The sequence below is a fragment of the Oceanicoccus sp. genome (genome assembly GCF_029238675.1).
Lineage (GTDB): Bacteria > Pseudomonadota > Gammaproteobacteria > Pseudomonadales > Dasaniaceae > Oceanicoccus.
In genome coordinates this window covers 19362-42670 of sequence record NZ_JAQWFR010000016.1, presented here as the reverse complement: position 1 = coordinate 42670, position 23309 = coordinate 19362, and the positions used below count along the sequence as shown (strand labels likewise).

The 23309-nt window shown below is 45.7% G+C and carries 20 protein-coding genes; 9 read left to right on the top strand and 11 right to left on the bottom strand.

Annotated features, from left to right (window positions below; all coding sequences use genetic code 11):
- Window positions 1-71: 71 nt before the first annotated feature.
- A complete protein-coding gene (locus tag P8H32_RS05355; protein WP_297291576.1) occupies window positions 72-647 on the bottom strand; it encodes a phosphoribosyltransferase in 576 nt (191 codons plus the stop codon).
- A gap of 194 nt (window positions 648-841) precedes the next feature.
- Here P8H32_RS05355 and P8H32_RS05350 point away from each other — a divergent pair, with 194 nt between their 5' ends.
- Complete coding sequence (locus tag P8H32_RS05350; protein WP_297291575.1) at window positions 842-1636, top strand: undecaprenyl-diphosphate phosphatase; 795 nt, start codon at window positions 842-844, stop codon at window positions 1634-1636.
- A 36-nt stretch (window positions 1637-1672) separates the two neighbouring features.
- Here P8H32_RS05350 and P8H32_RS05345 read toward each other — a convergent pair whose 3' ends face one another.
- From P8H32_RS05345 to P8H32_RS05330, 4 genes are all read right to left on the bottom strand, one after another.
- The gene (locus P8H32_RS05345; RefSeq protein WP_301088640.1) at window positions 1673-3010 is read right to left on the bottom strand and encodes a sigma-54 dependent transcriptional regulator; all 1338 of its coding nucleotides are present in this window, start codon (window positions 3008-3010) and stop codon (window positions 1673-1675) included.
- A gap of 4 nt (window positions 3011-3014) precedes the next feature.
- Entirely contained in the window at window positions 3015-4316 is a 1302-nt protein-coding gene (locus P8H32_RS05340) for an HD domain-containing phosphohydrolase (RefSeq protein WP_301088639.1), read from the bottom strand.
- Between the two features lie 98 nt (window positions 4317-4414).
- The gene (locus P8H32_RS05335) at window positions 4415-5956 is read right to left on the bottom strand and encodes an ATP-binding protein (protein WP_301088638.1); all 1542 of its coding nucleotides are present in this window, start codon (window positions 5954-5956) and stop codon (window positions 4415-4417) included.
- The gene (locus tag P8H32_RS05330) at window positions 5949-6506 is read right to left on the bottom strand and encodes a heme NO-binding domain-containing protein (RefSeq protein ID WP_301088637.1); all 558 of its coding nucleotides are present in this window, start codon (window positions 6504-6506) and stop codon (window positions 5949-5951) included. Before P8H32_RS05330 ends, P8H32_RS05335 begins: the two co-directional genes overlap by 8 nt.
- 375 nt (window positions 6507-6881) lie before the next feature.
- On the opposite strand from P8H32_RS05330, the gene rimO reads away from it, so the two are divergent.
- Together rimO and P8H32_RS05320 are read left to right on the top strand one after the other, a co-directional pair.
- Window positions 6882-8237, top strand: a complete 1356-nt coding sequence (gene rimO, locus P8H32_RS05325) for a 30S ribosomal protein S12 methylthiotransferase RimO (protein WP_301088636.1) — start codon at window positions 6882-6884, stop codon at window positions 8235-8237.
- A 6-nt stretch (window positions 8238-8243) separates the two neighbouring features.
- Complete coding sequence (locus tag P8H32_RS05320; protein ID WP_297291569.1) at window positions 8244-8951, top strand: 16S rRNA (uracil(1498)-N(3))-methyltransferase; 708 nt, start codon at window positions 8244-8246, stop codon at window positions 8949-8951.
- On the opposite strand, the gene msrA is transcribed toward P8H32_RS05320, so the two are convergent.
- Both msrA and P8H32_RS05310 read right to left on the bottom strand, forming a co-directional pair.
- Window positions 8948-9568: a peptide-methionine (S)-S-oxide reductase MsrA gene (gene msrA / locus P8H32_RS05315; RefSeq protein WP_301088635.1), complete on the bottom strand. Its 621-nt coding sequence runs from the start codon at window positions 9566-9568 to the stop codon at window positions 8948-8950. The genes P8H32_RS05320 and msrA overlap by 4 nt on opposite strands.
- A 177-nt stretch (window positions 9569-9745) precedes the next feature.
- Entirely contained in the window at window positions 9746-10243 is a 498-nt protein-coding gene (locus P8H32_RS05310) for a VPLPA-CTERM sorting domain-containing protein (RefSeq protein WP_301088634.1), read from the bottom strand.
- 724 nt (window positions 10244-10967) lie between these two features.
- Between P8H32_RS05310 and P8H32_RS05305 the strand changes: the two genes are divergently transcribed.
- The 6 genes from P8H32_RS05305 (at window position 10968) to htpX (ending at window position 16258) form a co-directional block, all read left to right on the top strand.
- Entirely contained in the window at window positions 10968-12749 is a 1782-nt protein-coding gene (locus P8H32_RS05305; protein ID WP_301088633.1) for a ShlB/FhaC/HecB family hemolysin secretion/activation protein, read from the top strand.
- A gap of 30 nt (window positions 12750-12779) precedes the next feature.
- Window positions 12780-14075: a filamentous hemagglutinin N-terminal domain-containing protein gene (locus P8H32_RS05300; RefSeq protein ID WP_301088632.1), complete on the top strand. Its 1296-nt coding sequence runs from the start codon at window positions 12780-12782 to the stop codon at window positions 14073-14075.
- Window positions 14076-14152: 77 nt separating this feature from the next.
- Window positions 14153-14335 carry a hypothetical protein gene (locus P8H32_RS05295; RefSeq protein WP_297290787.1) on the top strand — a complete coding sequence of 61 codons (183 nt, stop codon included), beginning with the start codon at window positions 14153-14155 and terminating at the stop codon, window positions 14333-14335.
- Window positions 14336-14402: 67 nt separating this feature from the next.
- On the top strand, window positions 14403-14900 hold the full coding sequence (locus tag P8H32_RS05290) for a DnaJ domain-containing protein (RefSeq protein WP_301088631.1): 498 nt from the start codon (window positions 14403-14405) through the stop codon (window positions 14898-14900).
- Window positions 14901-14968: 68 nt separating this feature from the next.
- Window positions 14969-15265 (top strand): hypothetical protein, encoded by a 297-nt coding sequence (locus tag P8H32_RS05285; RefSeq protein WP_301088630.1) that lies wholly within the window; start codon window positions 14969-14971, stop codon window positions 15263-15265.
- A 105-nt stretch (window positions 15266-15370) separates the two neighbouring features.
- On the top strand, window positions 15371-16258 hold the full coding sequence (gene htpX, locus P8H32_RS05280; RefSeq protein ID WP_297290790.1) for a protease HtpX: 888 nt from the start codon (window positions 15371-15373) through the stop codon (window positions 16256-16258).
- A 24-nt stretch (window positions 16259-16282) separates the two neighbouring features.
- Here the strand turns inward: htpX and greA are convergent, their stop codons facing one another.
- The 4 genes from greA to aceK form a co-directional block, all read right to left on the bottom strand.
- Window positions 16283-16762 carry a transcription elongation factor GreA gene (gene greA / locus P8H32_RS05275; protein ID WP_297290791.1) on the bottom strand — a complete coding sequence of 160 codons (480 nt, stop codon included), beginning with the start codon at window positions 16760-16762 and terminating at the stop codon, window positions 16283-16285.
- Window positions 16759-19986, bottom strand: a complete 3228-nt coding sequence (gene carB, locus P8H32_RS05270; RefSeq protein ID WP_301088629.1) for a carbamoyl-phosphate synthase large subunit — start codon at window positions 19984-19986, stop codon at window positions 16759-16761. Before carB ends, greA begins: the two co-directional genes overlap by 4 nt.
- A gap of 8 nt (window positions 19987-19994) precedes the next feature.
- The gene (gene carA / locus P8H32_RS05265; protein ID WP_297290793.1) at window positions 19995-21149 is read right to left on the bottom strand and encodes a glutamine-hydrolyzing carbamoyl-phosphate synthase small subunit; all 1155 of its coding nucleotides are present in this window, start codon (window positions 21147-21149) and stop codon (window positions 19995-19997) included.
- Window positions 21150-21505: 356 nt separating this feature from the next.
- Window positions 21506-23236, bottom strand: coding sequence for a bifunctional isocitrate dehydrogenase kinase/phosphatase (gene aceK, locus P8H32_RS05260; RefSeq protein ID WP_297290794.1), 1731 nt, complete (start codon window positions 23234-23236; stop codon window positions 21506-21508).
- Window positions 23237-23309 lie beyond the last annotated feature (73 nt).

Here is a 23309-nt window from a genome sequence, read left to right as displayed (position 1 = left end):
TTATATGCACCTATATTATTGATTTAATTGTATTTTTTAAGTTAATTTAACGGTGTCGAATTAAGTAAAGGCTAATTCTGTTTGGCCAGTGCTTGTAGTTTATGTTGGAGTGCCGCAATCCCCGGCTTATTATCCAACAACTCCTGAGCCGACAAGCCAGATAACTCATGGGGGAAAACCAGCCAATCTTCTGTTTCGTGCAGGTAGTAATCGGGAATACGGCCAACCTGATTATTACCGGGTTTGAAGTAAGGCGTGGCGATGCGTATATCTGGCGTGCCGCTACCACACTCGTTGTTAATATCGTTAATGACTTGATGAATGCTGCGGCCAGTATCGTGAACATCATCAACGATCAGTAAACGGTCAGTGGCTTTAACATTATTGACCACGTACTTTAATCCGTGAACGCTGACATTGCTGGCTCGTTTTTCTATGCCTTTATACAGGGAGGTGCGAATCGAGATATGATCACAGTGGCAACCCACGTACTCAAATAACTCATGCACGGCAATACCTACCGGTGTGCCACCGCGCCAAATGGCAATAATTAAGTCCGGTTGATAACCATCATCCAGTACTTTTAGGGCAAGGTTAAAGGAATCATCCAATAACTGTTGTGCATCAATATAATGTTTATTGGCCATCGGCCGAATCTCCAGGAAAAATTATAGCCAGGCTGCCGGCAACAGCTTCAATATTCACACGCTGGACAGATGACAAAGAATCCAAATTCGTACTACTATTAGCTGATCGTCATTAATGGTCGGGATAATAACAGGCTGAGCCCAACCGGTCATTGATCAATAGCCCAGTTAGTCTTTAGGTCAGGAGTTACCCTTTGTCTCTTTTTGAAGCTATTCTTCTTGGTATTGTCCAAGGTCTTACCGAATTTTTACCCGTTAGCAGCAGTGGCCACCTTGAATTAGGCAAGGCAATTTTGGGGGACACCAGCATTCCCCAGGAAAGTATGATGTTTACCATTGTGCTGCATTTTGCCACAGCACTGGCGACTATCGTGGTTTATCGTCGGGAAGTGATGCGCATTATCGCGGGCTTATTCCAGTTTAGTAATAATGAACAATTTCAGTTTTCGGTAAAAATTATTATCAGTATGATTCCGGCTGCCGCAGTCGGTGTGCTGTATGCCGATGAAATGGAAACACTGTTTGACCGGCAGATTTTATTGGTGGGCTTGATGCTATGGGTTACTGGCCTGCTATTGATTGTGGCTGACCGCGCCAAAAATAGTGAAAAAGAAGTCTCGCTCAAACACTCTATCATTATTGGTATATCGCAAGCAGTCGCTATTTTGCCCGGTATCTCTCGCTCAGGTGCAACCATCTCTACGTCGGTTTTACTGGGTATTGACCGCACCAAAGCTGCCAGTTTTTCTTTTTTAATGGTGGTGCCGTTAATTTTGGGGAAAATTGCTAAAGACTTATTAGATGGCGGAATCAGTATTAGTGATGACCAAATCAGTGTACTGGGTGCTGGTTTTATTGCGGCTTTTGTCACCGGCTTATTGGCTTGCCAATGGATGATTAAGTTGGTGCGCAACGCCCAACTCAAATACTTTTCCTATTATTGTTTTGTGGTGGGTACCATCGCTATTGTCTATCAATTATTTTACTAACAATTGTTTTACTAAAAAAGGCTCATCCAGTTACAGCTACTCAATGTTGAAGTCTTTTACCCTGCGCCACAGGGTCATACGGCTTACGCCCAATGCCCTGGCAGCCGCTGACTTATTGTTGTTATTTTCCGTTAGGGCACCTCGTATCGATTGTTCGGTTAATTCAATCACCTCAACACTGGTTTTAGTTGAATCATAGCCCGGGTTTACTGCAATATCTTCAGGTAAGTCCGCCAGGCTAATCTCATCGCCCTCAGACATCGCAACCACATACTGGCAGACATTAATTAATTGGCGAACATTGCCCGGCCAATGATGGGTAAGCAAGGTATCTTTTACGCCATCATCGCCCAGATATTTACTTGCTGAAAGCTGGTCAATAAAATATTCAAACAACCTGAGAGCATCATCGCCGCGCCTTCTTAAGGGCGGAATTGGCAGAGGGATGACGCATAAACGGTAGTAGAGGTCCTCCCGAAATTCACCATCAGAAACAGCAATCGATAAATGTTTATTAGACGCAGAAATCACCGTGGCATCAAAGGATTTTTTTTCCGTTGAGCCAACCGGCATATACTCTTTTTCCTGTATAACCCGCAACATTTTTGACTGCATAGCTGGCGGCAGTGTCGTTATTTCATCAAGAAATAGCGTGCCGCCGCAGGCTGCCGCTAATAAACCCTCCTGATTAAAATCAGCCCCGGTAAAAGCACCTTTAACATGACCAAAAAGCTGTGACTCTATTAACTGCTCATTAAAATTTGCGCAGTTAACCGCAATAAAAGGCCCCGCAGCCATCGGGCTTTCATTATGTATTGCTTGAGCAAAAAGCTCTTTGCCTGTGCCAGTTTCACCATATAAATAAACTGAAGTACCAGAGATTGCAGCTCGCTTCACTTTAGAAAAAAGCTTATTGAATACTGCATTGGCAGACAACAAGCCATGAAAGTTATGCAAACCATAAGCGTCTGCCCTATTAGTGTCTTGTAGTGCTAGCTCGTCCCCTGTAGTCACGCTAGCTACGGTGGTGTCGACTATCGACTGTAGCGTCTCGTCATCCCACGGCTTGGCAATAAATTGATTAATCCACTGTTGATTAAAAGCATGGGTAATTTCATTAAAATCACTGTAGCCACTCAAAATAATTTTGCTGGCGCGGATTTGTAAGCCAGCGATTTTTTCAAACAACTGGGTGCCGGTCATCACTGGCATTTTTTGGTCAGAGATAATTAAGCTATAGCGTTTATCCTGACACAATGCCAGAGCCTCTACGGGGTCCTGACATAGCGTTAATTCATAGCGCGCACTGCGCAATAAACGGCCCAGCACGCTTAAGATATTTTTATCATCATCAACTATCAGGACTGATTTCATAGTTTTACTTATAATTATGAATATAAAGCGAGAGAGATTCGTCTACAGTTCTTTCAATGTCGCGAATTCTGGTAATCATTGAAGCATTCAGTTTGCTGCCCTTGGCTAATAGTAGCCCACCATTGGCATTATGAAAGTCACGACTCAATATCATGCCCGGATCAAGCTGGGATGTCTCTATCCTGGATTCGTTAACGGTATGACGATCATTTTCAACTAAGTAAAACAGTGCCGCTACAACAGCTTCAGCATAGTGCGTATCAACTCGCTGATAAATCATATTAAGTGCGTCGCCACTGGTCAAAGGCTCGGCCATCGTGGCACCGTTAACCAGAGCCAAATAATCATTCACTACCGCCAGGATTTTTGCCGGAAAACTAATCTCATCAGCCATCAGTTTGTTGGGGAAACCCTTGCCATCCAGCCGCTCTGTATGGGTCAAAATAATATCTGACGCTTCACTTAAAAAGGGTTGCGAGCATAATAAATCGTAGGAGATTATTGGATATAACTTCAACTGCTGCTGTTGTACCACGGATAGTTGATCATAGGGGGTGGTAATAATTTCATCTTCAAGCTCAAGCATGCCGATATGACGTAATTTGGCGGCAAAGTGCAGCGCTTGTAGCTCATCGCTACCGACGCCCAGAGATCGACCAATTGCCGACGCCAGCCGACTGGCCTGATCATCATCCTGGTAAAAATGTCCGAGGCGGGATTTCATCAGGCTAAGAAACAGTTCCACAAAATTATGGTAGCTAGCTTTTAAATCCTCGGAGCTTTTGGCCAATTTGCGGTTTGTTGCGGTCAGGGCCAGCGTTCCCTTAGCCACCTTTTCTTCCAGTTGCTGATTAAAGGTTTTTAACTGCTTATTTTGACTGCGCACCGTATCCTGGAGTCTTTCATTGTGCTCTTTTAAATCCAAGTAGCTCAGGGTTTTTTCCACCAGGCTTAATAGTTTTTCATCATTCCAGGGCTTTTGAATATATTGGCTGATACCGCCGACGTTAATTGCTTCTATCGTTAACTCTATATCAGAGTAGCCTGTTAATAGCACCCGTTCGGTATCCGGATATTTCGCGGCTATAATACTTAGCAGTTCTACACCATTCATACCGGGCATGCGGACATCTGAAATCACTAATTCAGGGCTATATTCCTCCATCATTTCCAGGGCTTTCTCTCCGGAATTGGCTGTAACCACCTGATAATCAGCACCATGAAACAAGCGCCGCAGAGCATTCAGCACATTCTCTTCGTCATCGACCAGCAATAAGGTCTGTTGAAAGGTATCACTTGCAGGCATCAGTTATAGCATCCATAGTTGGCTGTGACACATGTTACACCAATTGTTACGGTATTCATGGCTCTAATCTTGTTATTTTTTGGCTTTGACTGCTCTTCCTATAGCCCGTTATTACCCAAGTCATCATCCGAGTCATTACCCAAGGCTACTGGCAGGGAAATAGTAAAAGTGGTGCCTTTATCCACTGCACTTTTAACATCAATGCTGCCAAGATGATTCTGTATAATACCGAAGGAAATGGATAAACCGAGCCCAGTGCCCTCACCGACTTCCTTGGTGGTAAAAAACGGGTCAAAAATATGCTTAAGGTTTTCAGGTTCGATACCCATACCAGAATCAGCAATCGACAAAACGACACGGTCATTAATTAGCTGTGAGCATATGGTGATTTCGCCATCTTTTTCAATAGCATGCCCCGCATTAATCAACAAATTCAATATCACCTGGGTTAACTCGCCCGCATTGCCTTTAATGGCAGGTACGTCGGCTAGGTTTTTCTCGATGGTTACGTTGTATTTCAACTGATTATGAGAAAATTTTAACGCCTCCTCCACACAATCATTAATCGAGATTTTGGTCCATTTTTCATCGGAAGCTCGGGCAAAGGATTTAAGACCAGAAACTATATTAATCACCCGAGCAATACCTTGTTGCGTTTCTTCCAGCAGTATATCAGTATCATTTAACAGATAGCTGAGATCGTTTTTCTGCCAATACTTATCGAGCTCTGATAATCTTTTTTCATTATCGGGCTCAGCCAGCAACGCTTGCAGAAATAAAAACCCTTGCTTATAAATATCCTGATACTTGGTCAAACTATTTATATTACTTTTTATATAGCCCATGGGGTTATTGATTTCATGGGCAATGCCTGACGACAACTGACCTACTGATGCCATCTTTTCAGACTGCACTAATTGCTTCTGGGTGAGATTTAACTCGTTAACCGTGGATTTTAGTTGTTTGTAATTCGCTTCTAATTTTTCTTCATTATAACGATGCTCTACCAGGTAGCCCAACTGTTTTACGCTGGATGAAAATAATTCCATATAATCCTCCACGCTGGTGCTCTCATCATTAACAAACAAATATAAAATAGCGACCGCATGATTATTGGCGATGATAGGAATAACCATAACACCTTCAATTTTATGCTGTTCCATCACATTCCTGGCATCCCCTTCTACCAGTCCGAGGGGGTTATCAATATATTTCCCATGCTGTTCACGAATGACGTCCGCAGTCATATCATTGAGAAAGTCACCGACCAGGATCTCATCAAATGTACTTGTTGATGATTGCGTATCAGACAAATTGTTATTGGTATAAACAGGCGAACGATAATTATCCCGGCTTTTGTCATAGGGGAAATAGTCAAAGATACCAAAGGGCAAGGTGGCCATGGAGAGCATGCTAGAGATAATGTCGGGCAGCAGCTCACTGAGTTTGATCATGTCCTGGGAATATTGGGATATCTGCAACAGCAATGTTTTCTGTTTGAACTCAGAAATCATTTTGTCATATTGGTTCTTTAATTGATCGTTAACCAGATATAACTCTCGCGACATATCTTCGAGCACTTTTTCAGCAACTTTTCGCGCTTTTTTTTCTCGTTCAAAGGCAGCTTGGTAATCAGGCATATATTGGCTCTGACAGGGTAATACTCAGCACACAGTGCTGGTGATCATCATGCATACATTGCTTATGAGTTACATCTACCGGGGTATTAAAGTGGATACCCGCTTGTTTAATCAAGCCGATAGCCAAAAAGCATAATTTCCGGGGAGATTTATAAGACACATCCATCTGGTCGCCATGGTGCTCAATCACTTTGATTTCCGGGGTCAAGGCATCGGGATTAAGCTTTTGCACTTCCATATGAATGACATCATCAATCGCCCCCAGAAATGACCACAGATCATGGTAGCGACTAATCATGGCCGGCAAGGTAGCCATCAGGTTAGGCAATAGATAATGGCCAAAGTGCTCAATCAGGTCTGGGGCAGGGGTGCCGCTGTGGGCAGATAACTGAGTGATGAGTTCTACGATTTCTTCATCGGGATAAGTTTTTACCGAAGTATAGATACCCTCGCTGGGCAGCGATGAATGCTCAAGTAAATGTTCCCAGACCTCCAGCCCAAATTCCTCTTCCACCATATCCTGGAACAATGTATAGACTATACCTTTCACAGACGCTCCTCTTTTTAATAAGGGTCAGTATGGCACAAAAACGCGTCCTGGTTGCCGGAGCCAGCGGATATTTGGAAAAATAAAGTTATCGGAAGCCCCCTTTCAAATCCACCAGCGATAACGGTGGCAATAAACGCTGTTCACGGGAATCAGTGTCCAAATAACTAAACCATAAACTGAAGCCAGAGAATATCCTTAAAAGCATTTTGCCTGTTGCTGATCATAGCCAGTGAGCAGCTTGCTGAATTAAGATCATAATAATCTCGCGGCTGCCGTAGATCTCGTGTTAGCTGCAACTGTGCTTGCATCAAGTTTATTCGCCGGCTTCAGACTATTCCCGTATAATGCCTGCCACTTTTAGTTAGGATGCTCCCTATGACAGGTTCCTCACTCCCCCAAAAAGTCGGATTTATTTCACTCGGCTGCCCCAAGGCCCTGGTAGACTCCGAGCGCATTCTTACCCAGCTTAAACTGGAAGGCTATGAGATCAGCCCCGACTACGATGAGGCCGATGTGGTGGTGGTTAATACCTGCGGTTTTATCGACTCGGCCAAGCAGGAATCCATGGAGGCGATTAGCGAAGCCATGCAGGAAAATGGCAAAGTGATTGTTACGGGCTGTATGGGTAAAGGCAGCGATGCTGAGGCTATCAAAGCTGCCAACCCTAACGTATTAAGTGTGTCTGGCCCCGCCGACTATGAGAGTGTGATGGGCGCGGTACATGAATATATTCCACCGGCAGAAGATATTGACCCTAAGCCTTACCCGGATTTACTCCCCGCCGCTGGTATTAAGCTCACCCCTCAACATTATAGTTATTTAAAAATCTCCGAAGGCTGTAACCACCGCTGCACCTTTTGCATTATTCCCGATATGCGCGGTGACCTGGTTAGCCGCCCTATCGCGGAAGTGGTGGATGAAGCTAAAAAGCTGGTCGAGCAAGGAACCAGGGAATTATTGGTTATCTCACAGGACACCAGTGCCTATGGTGTGGATGTTAAATACAAGCTGGACTTTGTCGACGGCCAGGCCCGGGAAACACGAATGCAGGATTTGGCGGTGGCGCTGGGTGAATTAGGCGTCTGGGTGCGCCTGCACTATGTCTACCCCTACCCTCACGTAGATAAAGTGATTCCACTGATGGCCGAAGGAAAAATTCTTCCCTATCTGGATATCCCGTTCCAACATGCCAGCCCTAAAATTCTTAAATTAATGAAACGTCCCGGCAACCAAGTCAAAGTGTTAGAGCGGATTAAAGCCTGGCGAGAAATCTGCCCCGACCTGGTTATTCGCTCCACCTTTGTGGTGGGCTTCCCCGGTGAGACAGAAGAAGACTTTCAATTATTATTGGACTGGCTGGAAGAGGCGCAGCTTGATCGCGTGGGTTGTTTTAAATATTCCCCCGTTGAAGGTGCCAAAGCCAATGACCTCCCCGATCATGTTCCTGAAGATATTCAGCAGGATCGCTGGGAACGGTTTATGGAAACTCAGCAAAAGATTTCAACACAGCGGTTGCAGCAACGTATTGGCCAGGAAATGGAAGTATTAATCGACGAAGTTGATGAGCAAGGCGCTACCGGCCGCTGTTATGCCGACGCTCCTGAAATCGATGGCAAAGTGTATTTAGACGGCTTTACCGATACATTTCCCGGTGACGCTTTACTCGCTACCATTACCGGTGCCGATGAATATGACTTATGGGCAGAACCTGTCTATGAAGACGAAGACTAGCCGCCTGTGAACCTGATTGTTTTATTGAATAACGATTTTATCGATGACACTCATATCACGCTAACGGATAAGCGCTTTGAGCATATTCGCACTATTCATCAATCATCGGTTGGCGATAGCGTTAAGCTTGGCCAACTCAATGGCATGATGGGTACGGGCATTATTACAGCCATCACCGATAATAAGGTTGATATTGAGGTTAAGCTTGATCAAGCACCACCTGAAAAGCTGCCCCTTAAAGTTATCCTGGCTTTACCTCGCCCAAAAATGATCCGACGTATTTTTCGCTCTATTGCCGAACTGGGTATTGAAGAATTGATTATTATTAATAGTTATAAAGTGGAAAAAAGTTTTTGGAATAGCCCTGCGTTAACGGATGAAAAAGTCGAGGGCTATTTAATGGCAGGCTTACAACAAGCAAAAGACACAGTATTACCAAGAGTGTCGTTTAAACGCTTATTTAAACCTTTTTTAGAAGATGAATTACCTGCTATTGTTCAGGGCTCCCGCGGTATTATTGCCCACCCCGCCACGGGTAAACCCTGCCCACACTCGATTAATGAAAGCGCCGTATTAGCAATCGGCCCGGAAGGCGGCTTTACCGAATACGAGGTGAATAAATTTATTGAGGCGGGATTTGAAGGCATTCACCTGGGAGAAAGAATTCTCCGCGTAGAAAATGCCTTAGCGGCTATCACCAGTAAACTGTATTAAGAACAAGACACACCGGTGCCACCCAAACCACAATAACCGCCCGGATTTTTAGCCAGGTATTGCTGATGATAATCTTCAGCATAATAAAACGTTGGGGCCTGCAATATCTCTGTGGTTATGTCAGGAAAGCCAGCCTCAACCAAACTGGCCCGGTAATGCTGGCGCGATCGCACAGCACTCTGTTCTTGTTCTTCATTAAAACAATAAATACCCGACCGATATTGAGTACCGCGATCGTTGCCCTGCCGCATACCCTGGGTAGGATTATGACTTTCCCAAAAAACCGTTAGCAGGTCTTGATAGCTAATCACTGAGGGATCAAATACCACCAACACCACTTCATTATGACCGGTGCCGCCGCTACAGACCTCTTCATAGGTTGGGTTAGGTGTATAACCTGCGCTATAGCCCACCGCCGTGGAATAAACCCCGTCGCATTGCCAGAATTTTCTCTCTGCCCCCCAAAAGCAGCCCAGGCCAAAAACGGCCTGTTCAAGATGATCAGGGAAAGGAGCCGATATGGGGTGGCCATTTACAACATGCTTTGGCGGTACCGGCATCGGTTCTGTACGCCCGGGTAATGCCCGGTCAGGGGTTGGCATTTCGAATAACGTCATCTTTAAGCCCTCAAGCCCAATTACAAAACTTACACTGTCTTGATACGCAGGAAGTTATTATTCCGACGACTATGAGTTGGTATTTTAACTATCAAACTAAAGAGTACAACGGTTTTAACAGGCATAAAAAAACCGGAGAACAACAAGGTTATCCGGTTTCAACGATCTGTGTGACTTTTATTTACGACGAAATAAACCCAGCCCAATAAGTGCAGACATAAATAACGGCAAGCCAGCTGGAAGGGGAACAGGCGAAGGTGGTAATTCGATGGCTACGTACCAATCACCATCGCCTAAAAACAGCTTATCGGCGTCATAACCCTGAAGCGCTTCAGAAGCATTACTGACCAGGCCGATAGTGCCGGTATAGGTTCCCGGCAACAATTCGATATCAAATCCTGCATCAAGATTAAAAGGGTTAGAAGACCCTTCATTAGAGGTTTCGGATATAAGCACCGTATTATTACTGTCAAATAGGAAGATAAAACTGTCAAAGCCAGTGGTTGCGGTAACTGAAACTGTACCAGCTGGTATGACAGTAAAGCTAAAGCTATCAATAGACAGGTCATCTACCTGGCCATCTCCGTCGCCATCAATCAAAGTAATAGTACCGCAAAAATTAAGATCGGCAGTGTCGTTACAGCTCGACTCAATGGCTTGGACTTGCAGGCTCATGAGAGCCCAGAGGGCACTAAACACGAGTGTTAATATTTTCATTATTATAAACCTCAAGGTTTTTTAACTTATCTGATGTATTCAGGTTGCATCTAATTTTTTATCCAAATTAAGGTACTTTTCAGCAAACCAGCAACAAACACTCTGCTAACCGCAAAAACCAAGTACCATTATTTCGGTTTATGTTGATACCTAGGCAATAATCGTGACAATGTGACAATTTTAAGTCAAATCAACGATATAGCAAATATACTCAGCAGCAAACACATATTCTTGTTAAAAATACCGACACCCCTTAACCGCCCTTAATGGGTAATTTTATTAGCCGTGGATGCTTTGAAGCTATCAAGGCAAAAATGTCTACCGAAAAGTTTGTAAACTATTGCGCAAACCTCATCGGCCTTAACAATCATAGGAAGTTAATAAATCCATAAAACTCTTTATGGGGCTTTTGACTCCGACAAGCAGACTGTCGGTTTTTTTGACACACACTAAAAGCAAAACCGCAGACAAGCTATTTAATCCTTATAATTCATATAGTTAAATGAGTTGGCTCAGCATATGCATAAACTTTCGAACTCAATCATGGGCATTATTGCGCTAATAATTAACATGCACTCTTTCGTGGTAAATGTTTATATATACGAGGAATAGGCCTCACTAGTATCGACGCCTTAACTAGCCCAGATAACAAACAATAATTAAAGCTAAAGAAGGGTTTAACTTGAAACACTCTTATTCAACACGGATATTGTCACGCCGACTCACCGCCTGCATTGCGCTAATTGCATTACCTCTAACGGCCAGCACTACTTACGCCCAGGGCTCTGGCACCGTAACGCCTGGCGGAGTGCAGCCCCACCTGGAAAAGCGAAGCCTGCCCACAGCGCCCCAGCAACCCGCTTATGATATTCCCGCTGTACCTGATAGACCGCTCAATGCTGACGACGGTGACAAAGTACAAGTAGACCGCTTTCGTTTAGAAGGTGCAGAAAGTATTGAAGACGGCAAGGTCAGCCTGCTAGAGCTGAATAAGGTACTTGAGAAGATTCGCAAATCAAGACCTGATGGTTTTACGATTGGCCAACTCCAGCAAGTCGCTAACGAAATCACTCAGTACTATCGTCAGCAAGGTTATATTCTTGCCCAGGCTTTTATACCGCAGCAGAAAATTACTGACAATGTTGTGGTTATTAGTTTGCTATCTGGCAAGCTTGGTCAAAACACTACGTCAGGTAATGATTATTACTCCGATGAACTTATACAGTGGCACTTTGAAGACCTGGTTGGCCAGGCGATTGAAGCCGGGAAAATTGAAAGTGCTTTACTGAGTTTAAATGACATACCAGGGCTGGAAGCCTATGGCGTATTCAAGCCCGGCCAACATATTGGCGAGACCGAACTGGTTATCAAAACCAAAAGAGAAAAGCCGATTAACTTTGTGGTCATTGCCGACAACTATGGTGTTGAAACCACCGGTAATAACCGTTTGATTGCTAGCCTGGCATGGAATAACCCGACCGGCAATGGTGATCGCCTGATCGTCACTGCCCTGCAAACCTTCGACCCGGATGATTCCAGCTACGGCGCCTTTAGTTATGAAATACCTGTTTTTACTCCTGCGATCAGTTTAGGAGTGGCCTATAACCTCAATGACTACGCCATCAGCCAGGCTCTCGATATACCAGATACCGAAGGTGATACTGAAGCTGCCTCTATTTATGGCAGTTATTCTTTTGTTCGCAGCAGAAGCCTGAACATGTCAGCAACTCTGGATTTTAGCCGTAAGAAAGCCAACGTTGAATTTAAAGATTTCGACTTTGATTTAGGGGAAGACAACCTGAGTGTAGTGAGTGGCGAGTTTGATTTTGACAGTGTTGATACGCTCATTGGCGCTGCCATTACCGAAGGTAGCTTTTCAGTTCATAAAGGCCTTGCAGATTTTGCCGGTGCCATGGATAGCAATGGCGACAATAACTCTTTACGCCAAGGTGGCTCCGGTGAATATGCTGGCGGTGACTTCCTGAAATATGCTTTCGACCTGACTCGCCTGCAATTAATTAATGGCAGCAACTCACTGCTGATTCGCCTGGAAGGTCAATATTCCGAAGACTTGCTGACTTCCATTGAACAGTATTCGATGGGCGGCCCTAACTCTGTTCGCGCCTATCCGGTCTCGGAGTATGTTCGCGATAAAGCTTTATTCGCCAGCCTTGAGTGGGTTATTAACGCACCGGGGTTTAGTGACAAACCGGCTTTTGCCGGCCGCAACTGGGGAGAGGTTTTTCAAGTCTCTTTCTTTGTGGATTATGCAGAAGGCAGACAGAATGACCCCCGCAGTTTTGAAAATAAAGAAGAGAATATTAGTGGTGCCGGTATTGGGCTGGAGTTAAATTTAAGTGAAGCTTTCTTTATCCGCTTTGAAGCAGCAACACCACTGAGTGATCAAGATGCCAGCAATGGCGACAATCCGCAGTACTGGCTCAGTGCCGGGTTTGAAATCTAATTTAATGCTATGAATACAGAGGTTGTAGTAATGAAGACGCAGCAGAGAATAAATAAGCGCCTGAAAAAAATCACCATACAACAATTGGCCGCGGCCTGTTTAATGTCTTCCTCCCTGGCATTCGGTGCCCCTGGTGCCGCCACGGTTACCCATGGCAGTGCCGCTGTCACTCCCGGTGCTACAACCATAGTGACTCAATCCACCACCAGGGCCGTTATCGAGTGGGACAGCTTTGACCTCGCCTCAAGTGATATCGTGCTGTTTTCTAATAACAGCGACCACGCCACCCTGAATATTATTAACGACAATCAGGCCAGCACTATTGCCGGAGGTATTGCCGGTGACGGTAAAATCTACCTGGTTAATAAAAATGGTATCGACTTTGCCTCCGGCTCTATAGTTTTTGCCGGTAGCCTGGTAGCCAGTACCCTAAATATTGATAGCGATGCGTTTATGGCGGAAAACTTTCAATTACTTGCCGATGAAACCAATAAAGGAATAATTATCAATAGCGGCCTGATTAAAGCAGCAAGCGGCGGCAGCGTTGCTCTGTTAGGTAATTCGGTGATTAACAATGGCAGGATTGAAGCCATTGCCGGTCGCGTAACATTGGCTGCAGGTGAAGCGATGACGGTGGCCTTTGATAGTAGTGGCCTGATGCAATTTGAGGTGACTGAGGAAGTCTCTGACAATATTGCCAATCTGGATAGTGCTCTTACCAACAATGACTATACCGATGAGAATCATGGCGTCATCACTGCTAAAGAAATCGTTATTCAAGCCCATGTGGCCTCCAATATCTTTACCAATGCTGTCAATCTCTCTGGCCTTATTGAGTCTTTGGAAGTAAACAGTGATGACTCAGGCAATGTCTCGCTAGTAGCACAGGGTGGTAATATTACGCTAAGTGATGATGCACAAATTCTGGTGTCATCAGAGGATCAGTTGACTACGCAAGTAAACCCTCTGGACCAGGCAGGTATCGCACAAGAACTGGAAGCTGCCCGTCAAGCAGAGGAAGCGGCTGCTGAGGAAGCTGCCCGCATTCTGGAAAATGAACGCCTGGCTGCTCTCGAAGCCGCCCGTCAAGCAGAGGAAGCGGCCGCTGAAGAAGCTGCCCGCATTCTGGAAAATGAACGCCTGGCTGCTCTCGAAGCCGAAGCCACTCGCCTGGCCGCTGAAGAAGCTGCCTCTGTGGTTAACGCAGATTCAGGAAACCCTCTTCCCACGACCAATGTAGCCGCCAACAGCTCAAGTCTGGGCTTATTTAATGTGGAGTCTTCAGGCATTAGGTTACCCGCTGACCAGCTTGAAGAAGAACTTTAAAACGTCATCCAAATGTCACATTGCTGCAATGTAAAGACCCAATAATCGCTCTCATCATTAAAAGAGAAGAGAAAACGATGAGAGCGATAAACACACTGAATACAGACAAAAAAATCGATATAGATAATCTATGCAGCCGCAAGTTATGGGAAATCCTCATGGTTAACCAGCGTCTGGACCGGCTACAACAAGAGACTATCGAACAAGAGCTTTTGACCCGACGCCACTATATTCCTGAATTAGCTAGCAGACGCCAATAAGCAGTGGCAGCCATCGCCCGGCGCCGGTATTATGCGAACAAGCATTTAACCAAAGGCCGGAAATATTGTGTTACCCCGTTTAATTTTACTGATAGCCTTTGTCCTGGCTGTTGTTACGATTATCAAGCTGGTCAGAAATACCCCTGAAGAGCAAAAGAAAGGCCTGTATTTAAAGCTGGGCTTAAGTGGGCTGGCGATTGTACTGATTTTGCTGGCGGTAACCGGCCGCATCCACTGGATTGGGGCAATGATTGGCGCACTCATTCCTATTGTTAGGCGCTCTACACCCTTTCTTATCAGGATGTTTCCACTATTCCAGCAATTTCTCGGTACTAAAACAAAGGCCGACGATAACGGGCAAAGCCCTCCTCCCCAAGCCAATAGCGATATGGATGAAGAGTCGGCCTATGCAGCACTGGGGCTCTCCCCAGGCGCCACCAAAGAAGAGATTATCCAGGCCCACCGCAAGATGATGCAAAAAGTCCACCCCGACCGGGGCGGCAGTGATTATCTGGCGGCGCAAATTAATCAGGCCAAAGAGCTGTTAATCCGCAATCTATCGTAGCTGTGAATGCAGTTTCACGATAAAATTGAATCTTAAAAAATCACACTTTGTACGGTTATTTTAATCCTATGAGCACAGTCTTTGTTGTAAGAAATCAAGATGGTTATTTTGCTACCAAGCAAAAGGAATGGGAGTGTGGCCGTGAACCCAAACTGTTGTTTCGCAGCCTACATAAAGATGAGGCCTTAAATATTGTTTTTGAGCTAAGCTCCAAAGATATTTATCTGCGTGCTGAGGCGATCAGTGTTGAGCTGGATGAAAAGAAGCAGCCTGTGATTGAGGTGACGGCGCCACCTAAGGCCAAACCCGAAGAAGTTAGCGTTACTGAAAAAGAAAACGTCACTCCCGCGGAGGCGGGAGTCTAGGTTCCCGCCTCCGCGGGAACGACAGTTAAGTTATTAGGCCATTGAAACTTAGCCTATAACCCCCATCTAATACCCTGAGCTCACTATTTAGGACATTATCCTGTCATGCTGCGAATCTTTCTTTTCCTTGCCACCAATATGGCGATTCTATTAGTAGCCAGTATTACCTTGAGCCTGCTCGGCTTTAACTCAATTATGGCCGCCAATGGCGTCGATCTTAACCTCAGCGCTCTACTGGTGTTCTGTGCGGTGTTTGGTATGGGTGGCTCCCTGGTATCACTGATGCTCTCTAAATGGATGGCTAAGCGCAGTATGGGCGTGCAGTTGATAGACCAGCCTAAGAACCGGCAGGAACAGTGGCTAAAGGACACGGTGGCGGAGTTGGCGCAAAAAGCCAGTATTGGTATGCCAGAGGTCGGTATTTTCCCCTCCCCCAGCTCTAACGCTTTTGCTACTGGGGCTAGTCGCAATAACGCCTTGGTGGCAGTTAGTGCGGGTTTGTTAGAAAGGTTTTCACCCGAGGAAGCCAAGGCCGTTATGGCCCATGAAATAGGCCACGTAGCCAATGGCGATATGATTACCCTGAGTTTGATTCAAGGGGTGGTCAATACCTTTGTGATGTTTTTTGCTCGCATTATTGGTCATGCCTTTGATCGTATTGTGCTTAAAAATGAACGCGGCTTTGGCATTGGCGCCTGGGTAGCGACGATTGTTGCAGAAATGATACTGGGCTTTTTGGCCTCAACCATTGTGTTTTGGTTTTCCCGTCGCCGCGAGTTTCGGGCAGATGTGGCCGGAGCTGAACTGGCCAGTCGCAGCGGTATGATTGCAGCACTGCAACGTTTACGCAGCGAACAGGGACTACCGAATGATATGCCTGGGGAAATGGCCGCCTTTGGTATTAGTGGCCAGATGAAAGAAGGTTTGATGTCGTTATTTTTAACTCACCCTCCGCTGGAAAAAAGAATTGCTGCCTTGCAAGCGGGTGCTTAGTGCATTTTTAAAATGTTTTACTGTTTAAATATGCTCAACCTTATCAATCTCATACTCAATATCGCCACCGGGTGCCTTAACAATCACCACATCACCCTCTTCCTTGGCAATCAGAGCACGGGCAATCGGAGAAGTGACTGAAATCTTGCCGGAGTTCACATCAGACTCATCTTCACCCACAATTTTATAAGTGACTTCTGCATCGGTTTCGCAATTGACAATCGTAACCGTGGTACCAAAAATCACCTTGCCGGTATTGGTCATAGAAGTTACATCAATGACAACACTATTGCTTAACTTGCCTTCAATATCCTGAATACGGCCTTCACAAAAACCCTGCTGCTCTCTTGCTGCATGGTATTCAGCATTTTCTTTTAAATCGCCGTGCTCTCGCGCTTCGGCAATCGCCTGAACAATCCGTGGGCGGTCTTCGGATTTTAAGCGATTTAACTCTTCACGCAGGGAAGCTTCACCGGCAACCGTCATTGGCACTCTATCACTCATGCGAATACTCTCCCGTGAACTTCCTGTAAGCGTCGAACTTCAGGGCTTTCATTTGTATTGACTTTAATGGCTTCGCAAACAGCATCAGCACCGGCCAAAGTTGTAGTAGCAAAGACTTTTTTCGCCAGCGCCGTACGACGAATTGAGGCTGAATCCGCCACTGACTTTCTACCTTCAGTGGTATTCACAATCAGATTGATTTCATCATTTTTTAAGGCATCAATAATATGCGGACGTCCCTCTTCCACTTTATTAACCAACTCAACCGCAATGCCAGCCGCTTCAATGGTTTTATGGGTGCCACGGGTGGCTACCAACTCAAAACCTAAATCCGCTAACTTTTTAGCAACAGCAACCACACCACCTTTATCCGCTTCACGAACACTGATAAAGGCCTTACCACTAGCTGGTAATCTTTCACCGGCACCTAATTGGGCTTTGCCATAGGCTTCAGCAAAAGTATTACCCAAACCCATTACCTCACCGGTAGATTTCATTTCCGGCCCAAGGATGGGGTCAACCGCAGGGAATTTATTAAACGGGAATACCGCTTCTTTAACACTGTAATACGGCGGCACAATTTCCTGAGTAAATTTCTGCTCAGCCAAAGAGGTACCCGCCATACAACGAGCGGCAACCTTAGCCAATGACGTGCCAATACACTTAGATACAAAAGGTACCGTACGTGAAGCTCTTGGGTTGACTTCGATCACGTAAATCTCGCCATCCTGTTCAGCTAACTGAACATTCATCAAACCACAAACGCCCAGCTCAATCGCCATCGCTTTAACTTGCTCGCGCATTTTATCTTGCTGTTCAGAATTTAAAGAATAAGGCGGCAATGAACAGGCCGAGTCGCCTGAGTGAATACCGGCTTGTTCGATATGCTGCATAATCGCGCCAATCACCACTTCTTTACCATCAGAAACAGCATCAACATCAATTTCAACCGCGGCATTAAGGAAGTGATCAAGCAATACAGGAGATTCGTTAGAAGCCTGGACCGCTTCATTCATATAACGCAGTAATTCATCTTCGTTATAAACGATTTCCATGGCACGTCCGCCCAACACATAAGAAGGACGAACAACAAGCGGATAACCAATATCAACAGCAGCATCTACCGCCTCTTCCGTAGAGCGCACTGTAGTATTCGGCGGCTGTTTTAGACCTAACTTTTGAATCATTTGCTGAAAACGCTCACGGTCTTCAGCGCGGTCAATCGCATCAGGGGTGGTACCAATAATCGGTACACCAGCGGCCTCTAAGTCGCGGGCCAATTTCAGCGGTGTTTGACCACCAAACTGAACGATAACGCCTTTGGGTTTTTCTTTGTCAACAATTTCTAATACATCTTCTAGCGTAACTGGCTCGAAGTATAAGCGGTCAGAAGTATCGTAATCGGTAGAAACAGTTTCAGGGTTACAGTTAACCATAATGGTTTCGTAACCATCTTCACGCATCGCTAAGGCCGCGTGTACACAACAGTAATCAAACTCAATACCTTGACCGATACGGTTTGGACCACCACCTAACACTAGAATCTTATCTTTGTCGCTAATATCCGCTTCGCACTCTTCTTCATAGGTAGAGTACATATAGGCGGTGCTGGTAGAAAATTCTGCCGCACAGGTATCTACACGCTTATAGACTGGACGAATATTTAAAGAGCGACGGTAATCGCGGATGGCCTGTTCGGTTTCATTCAGTAAAACAGATAAGCGGATATCTGAAAAACCTTTGCGTTTTAAACGGAACATGGCATCAGCGTCTAAATCTTTAAGCGCTTTGCTCTTTAGGTTATTTTCAGTAGTGACAATATCTTCGATCTGAACCAGGAACCAACGATCAATCTTTGAAAATTCAAAGACTTCATCAAGGGTCATACCCGAACGGAAAGCATCGGCCACATACCAAATACGCTCAGGACCGGGGTTGATTAATTCACGAATCAAATCATCGCGGGCATCGGGCTTATCTGTATCTAGCTGATGTTCAAAACCGGCTGAACCGACCTCCAAGCCGCGCAACGCTTTTTGCATAGACTCTTGGAAAGTGCGACCAATCGCCATCACCTCACCCACAGATTTCATCTGGGTGTGTAAACGGGCATCGGCTTCGGCAAATTTCTCAAAAGTGAAGCGAGGAATTTTTGTAACAACATAATCAATAGCCGGCTCAAAGGATGCTGGCGTTGCACCGCCAGTAATATCGTTTTGTAACTCATCCAGCGTGTAGCCAATGGCTAATTTAGCGGCCACTTTCGCAATCGGGAAACCGGTGGCTTTAGACGCCAAGGCAGAAGATCGACTTACCCGTGGGTTCATTTCGATAATAACGAGTCGGCCTGTATTTGGACACTGACCAAACTGTACATTGGAACCACCGGTTTCAACACCAATCTCACGCAGTACTGCCAAGGAGGCATCACGCATAATTTGGTATTCTTTATCGGTTAGGGTTTGTGCTGGCGCTACGGTAATCGAGTCACCGGTATGCACACCCATGGGATCAAAGTTTTCAATCGAACAGATAATAATGCAGTTGTCATTTTTGTCTCGCACTACTTCCATTTCATATTCTTTCCAACCAATTAATGATTCATCAATCAATAATTCGTTGGTGGGCGACAGGTCTAAACCGCGCTCACAAATTTCAATAAACTCTTCCTTGTTATAAGCGATACCACCGCCCGAGCCACCCATGGTAAATGAGGGACGGATAATCGACGGGAAGCCTAACTGGCTTTGTACTTGCAGTGCCTCTTCCATGCTGTGGGCAATGGCGGAGCGAGGGGTTTCTAAACCGATTTTTTTCATTGCCTTATCAAACAGGTCACGGTCTTCTGCTTTGTCGATGGCTTCTTTGGTAGCGCCGATCATTTCTACGCCGTGTTCGGCCAAGACTCCGTGACGATCCAAATCCAATGCACAGTTAAGAGCAGTCTGGCCACCCATAGTCGGCAGCAAAGCATCGGGCTTTTCTTTTTCGATAATACGGGCAACGGTTTGCCATTCGACGGGTTCGATATAAGTCGCATCGGCCATCGCCGGATCCGTCATAATCGTCGCTGGATTAGAGTTCACCAGAATAACGCGAAAGCCTTCTTCCCTTAATGCCTTACACGCTTGCGCACCGGAGTAATCAAACTCACAGGCCTGGCCAATAACAATAGGGCCAGCACCAAGAATCAGGATGGATTTTATGTCGGTTCTTTTTGGCATGTGCTTTGTTAACCCTGTCGCTGTTGGATTAATTCAATAAAATGATCAAATAGAGGCGCCGCATCATGGGGGCCGGGGCTAGCTTCAGGGTGACCCTGAAAACTAAAGGCCGCTTTATCCGTGCGGTGGATACCTTGCAAGGAACCATCAAATAGTGACTTGTGTGTCACTTTTAAATTCGCTGGCAAACTTGCTTCATCAGCGGCAAAACCGTGGTTCTGGCTGGTGATCAAAACAGTACCGTCTTCGATATTTTGTACCGGGTGGTTGGCACCGTGGTGGCCAAACTTCATTTTTACGGTTTTAGCACCGGAGGCCAAGGCCAGAAGTTGGTGACCCAAACAGATACCAAACACTGGAATATCAGTTTCCAAAATTTGCTTGATAGCTTCGATAGCGTAGGTACAAGGCTCCGGATCGCCAGGACCGTTGGATAGGAATACGCCATCAGGGTTCATTGCCAGAACATCAGCAGCCGGAGTTTCGGCGGGAACTACAGTTAACTTACAACCGCGATCAACCAACATTCTGAGGATATTACGCTTAACACCAAAGTCGTAAGCTACGACATGGTATTGGCATTCTTCATCACTGAACTCTTTGTAGCTATCGCCAGTGAGCTGGTCACTGGGTAATGCCCAACTGCCCTGCTGCCAGTTATATTGTTCTTTGGTGCAGACAACTTTAGCCAGATCCATACCCTTCAAACCGGCAAAACCTTTAGCCAGCTCTAACGCTTTGGCTTCATCCAGGTCTTCGCCTGCCATAATGCAGCCGCTTTGGGCGCCTTTATCGCGAAGAATTCGGGTTAAACGGCGAGTATCAATATCTGCAATACCGATAATATTTTTGCTGACCAGATAGTCCTGCAAGCTTTGCTCATTACGGAAATTACTGGCCAATAGCGGCAAATCACGGATAACAAGACCAGCGGACCAGATCTCTGCCGCCTCTTCATCTTCCGCGGTGGTACCGGTATTGCCGATATGAGGATAAGTCAGGGTGACTATTTGTTTGGCATAGGATGGATCAGTAAGGATTTCCTGATATCCCGTCATCGCTGTATTAAAAACGACTTCCCCCACCGAATGCCCAGCGGCACCGATGGCGATTCCTTTGAAAATACTGCCGTCCGCAAGGGCGAGTATGGCTGGTATTGTCAAGAAAACCTCCTAAATAAAGGGCAAATAATGTGAGGTAAAAGCCGGTGATGGAACGACATTATTAGAACGAAAAATCGCTATCAGCAGGCCGTAAAAAAGCGAGATGAAGGTACAGCCTCATCTCGCTCTATATTCTTCCCCTGTGTTGTTTCCATGGCTAGCCGCTAAAACGACCTAAAGCACTGATCTGGACGGGGATGCCGGGCTGTTGATCACCGGTATAACTTGGCGGGAGATTGTACGCAAAAGAGGGGTATGTGTCCACAGAAACAGGGAGCCAGATGGTAGTTATTTCAGTGGCTTAAGGTGGGCATGTAGGCTGGATTAGCGCAGCCTAACCCGGCGGCGATGGTGGATTATAATCCACCCTGCCTTGGGAAGCGGTAGCGGCGGCGGTAGGGGAAGACATCCTCGACCATCCCTGCCTTGATCTGCTCCTGCAAATTGCGCCAGAAGTCAGCGCTGTAGAGTTCGGGGTGAAGTTCGTCAAAGACCTCTCTGGCGCGACGGTTGCCGGAGAAGAACAGGCGAAACTCTTCTGGAAAGACATCAGCAGGGGCTACGTCATACCAAGGTTGGCTAGCCATTTCCTGCTCTTCAGTTCTGGGAGTGGGGATGGCTCTGAAGTTGCAATCCACCAAAGGGCAGATTTCATCATAGTCATAGAACACCACCCGGCCATGACGGGTAACACCAAAGTTTTTTAGCAGCATATCGCCGGGGAAGATATTGGCTCCCGCCAACTGCTTGATGGCATTGCCATACTCATCCATCACACTGTAGATTTCTTCCTCCGAGGCATCCTTTAAATAGAGATTTAAGGGGGTCATCCTCCGCTCTACATAAACATGATTCAAAATCAAAGCATTGCCCTTTGATTCCAGCAGAGATGGCGCTTCCTTGTGTAATTCGGCTAATAATTCTTCGGAAAAACGGCGCCGATTAAAGGCAAGATTGTTAAACTCCTGGGTTTCCGCCATACGCCCGGCACGATCCCAACGCTTAACCAGCTTGTATTTATCTTTCACCTCCTGGCGCGTCATATCTTTAGGTGGGGTAAAGCGATCCTTTATCACTTTATACACATAATCATAGGAAGGCAGGGTAAACACCAACATCACCATGCCTTTGATACCCGGGGCAATCACATACTGGTCATCGGTTTTAGCGGTATGAGTCACCGCACTGCGATAAAATACTGTTTTTGCATGTTTGCCAAAACCAATCGCACTGTATAACTCAAAGAGTTTTTTCTGCGGCATAATGCTTTGTAAAAAGCCCACATACTGGGAAGGCACTGAGGCATCAACCATAAAATAGCTGCGGGTAAAACTAAATAACTTACTGACATCGTCCGGTGAAAATAACACCGTATCGACATACACCCCACCCTGCTCATTGTTTAGCAACGGAAAAACAAAAGGCAGCATTTCATTATCCGTTACAATTCGTCCGACCAGATAAGCTGCCTTGTTACGATAAAACAGTGAATTTAAAACCTGGGTTTTTATCTGTTGGTTTTTATCTAATCGTGGGGGCAGTATTTTTTCTATTAAAGCAACGATACGCTCAACATCACGATCGAGGTTCTCGAAGGGAATACTAAAGCAGGTATCCAAAAGCATGGCATGAACACCCGCTGCCAAGTCATCGGTAACCGGGTACTCAGTAAAAATGACTTCGTCATTAAGGCTTTTGGGTAATAGATCTGGGGCAACGACAAAAGAATGTAAGTCGCTAACTTTCTCGTGGGCAAAAACAAAACAATAAACAGAGTTAAAAAAGGTTTGGGCTATTTCGTAATTACTGTGAGTTTCAACAAGCGTGGCATATTCAGCTTTGGCCTCCCGCCATAAAAAACGATCATTTAAGGGACTGCCAACAATACCCTCAGCCATGCCGACCACATCCCTGACTTTTTTCTTATACATCTCCAGCCGATGGCTCATAGTGGCATGAACCAACTGCCAGTCAGCTTTTTCAAAACGAGTCTGGGCACCCAGGGTGACATTTTGGAAGTCACCAAAGAAAGCATCAAAGCCATTAAGAATGGCTTTGGCTAAACCCTGTGCATTACTCATTCCCATGTTATAAAAACCCACTTACTCCAGAGGGTGAATGCAATCCATCCTCTTTACTTATTATTGATCATGTTAGGGC

Excerpts from the sequence above, each read along its gene's own strand:
- P8H32_RS05355 (WP_297291576.1), bottom strand. The coding sequence starts at position 647 with ATGGCCAATAAACATTATATTGATGCACAACAGTTATTGGATGATTCC.
- P8H32_RS05345 (WP_301088640.1), bottom strand. The coding sequence starts at position 3,010 with ATGAAATCAGTCCTGATAGTTGATGATGATAAAAATATCTTAAGCGTG.
- P8H32_RS05340 (WP_301088639.1), bottom strand. The coding sequence starts at position 4,316 with ATGCCTGCAAGTGATACCTTTCAACAGACCTTATTGCTGGTCGATGAC.
- P8H32_RS05335 (WP_301088638.1), bottom strand. The coding sequence starts at position 5,956 with ATGCCTGATTACCAAGCTGCCTTTGAACGAGAAAAAAAAGCGCGAAAA.
- rimO (WP_301088636.1), top strand. The coding sequence starts at position 6,882 with ATGACAGGTTCCTCACTCCCCCAAAAAGTCGGATTTATTTCACTCGGC.
- msrA (WP_301088635.1), bottom strand. The coding sequence starts at position 9,568 with ATGACGTTATTCGAAATGCCAACCCCTGACCGGGCATTACCCGGGCGT.
- P8H32_RS05310 (WP_301088634.1), bottom strand. The coding sequence starts at position 10,243 with ATGAGCCTGCAAGTCCAAGCCATTGAGTCGAGCTGTAACGACACTGCC.
- P8H32_RS05300 (WP_301088632.1), top strand. The coding sequence starts at position 12,780 with ATGAAGACGCAGCAGAGAATAAATAAGCGCCTGAAAAAAATCACCATA.
- P8H32_RS05295 (WP_297290787.1), top strand. The coding sequence starts at position 14,153 with ATGAGAGCGATAAACACACTGAATACAGACAAAAAAATCGATATAGAT.
- P8H32_RS05285 (WP_301088630.1), top strand. The coding sequence starts at position 14,969 with ATGAGCACAGTCTTTGTTGTAAGAAATCAAGATGGTTATTTTGCTACC.
- htpX (WP_297290790.1), top strand. The coding sequence starts at position 15,371 with ATGCTGCGAATCTTTCTTTTCCTTGCCACCAATATGGCGATTCTATTA.
- greA (WP_297290791.1), bottom strand. The coding sequence starts at position 16,762 with ATGAGTGATAGAGTGCCAATGACGGTTGCCGGTGAAGCTTCCCTGCGT.
- carB (WP_301088629.1), bottom strand. The coding sequence starts at position 19,986 with ATGCCAAAAAGAACCGACATAAAATCCATCCTGATTCTTGGTGCTGGC.
- aceK (WP_297290794.1), bottom strand. The coding sequence starts at position 23,236 with ATGGGAATGAGTAATGCACAGGGTTTAGCCAAAGCCATTCTTAATGGC.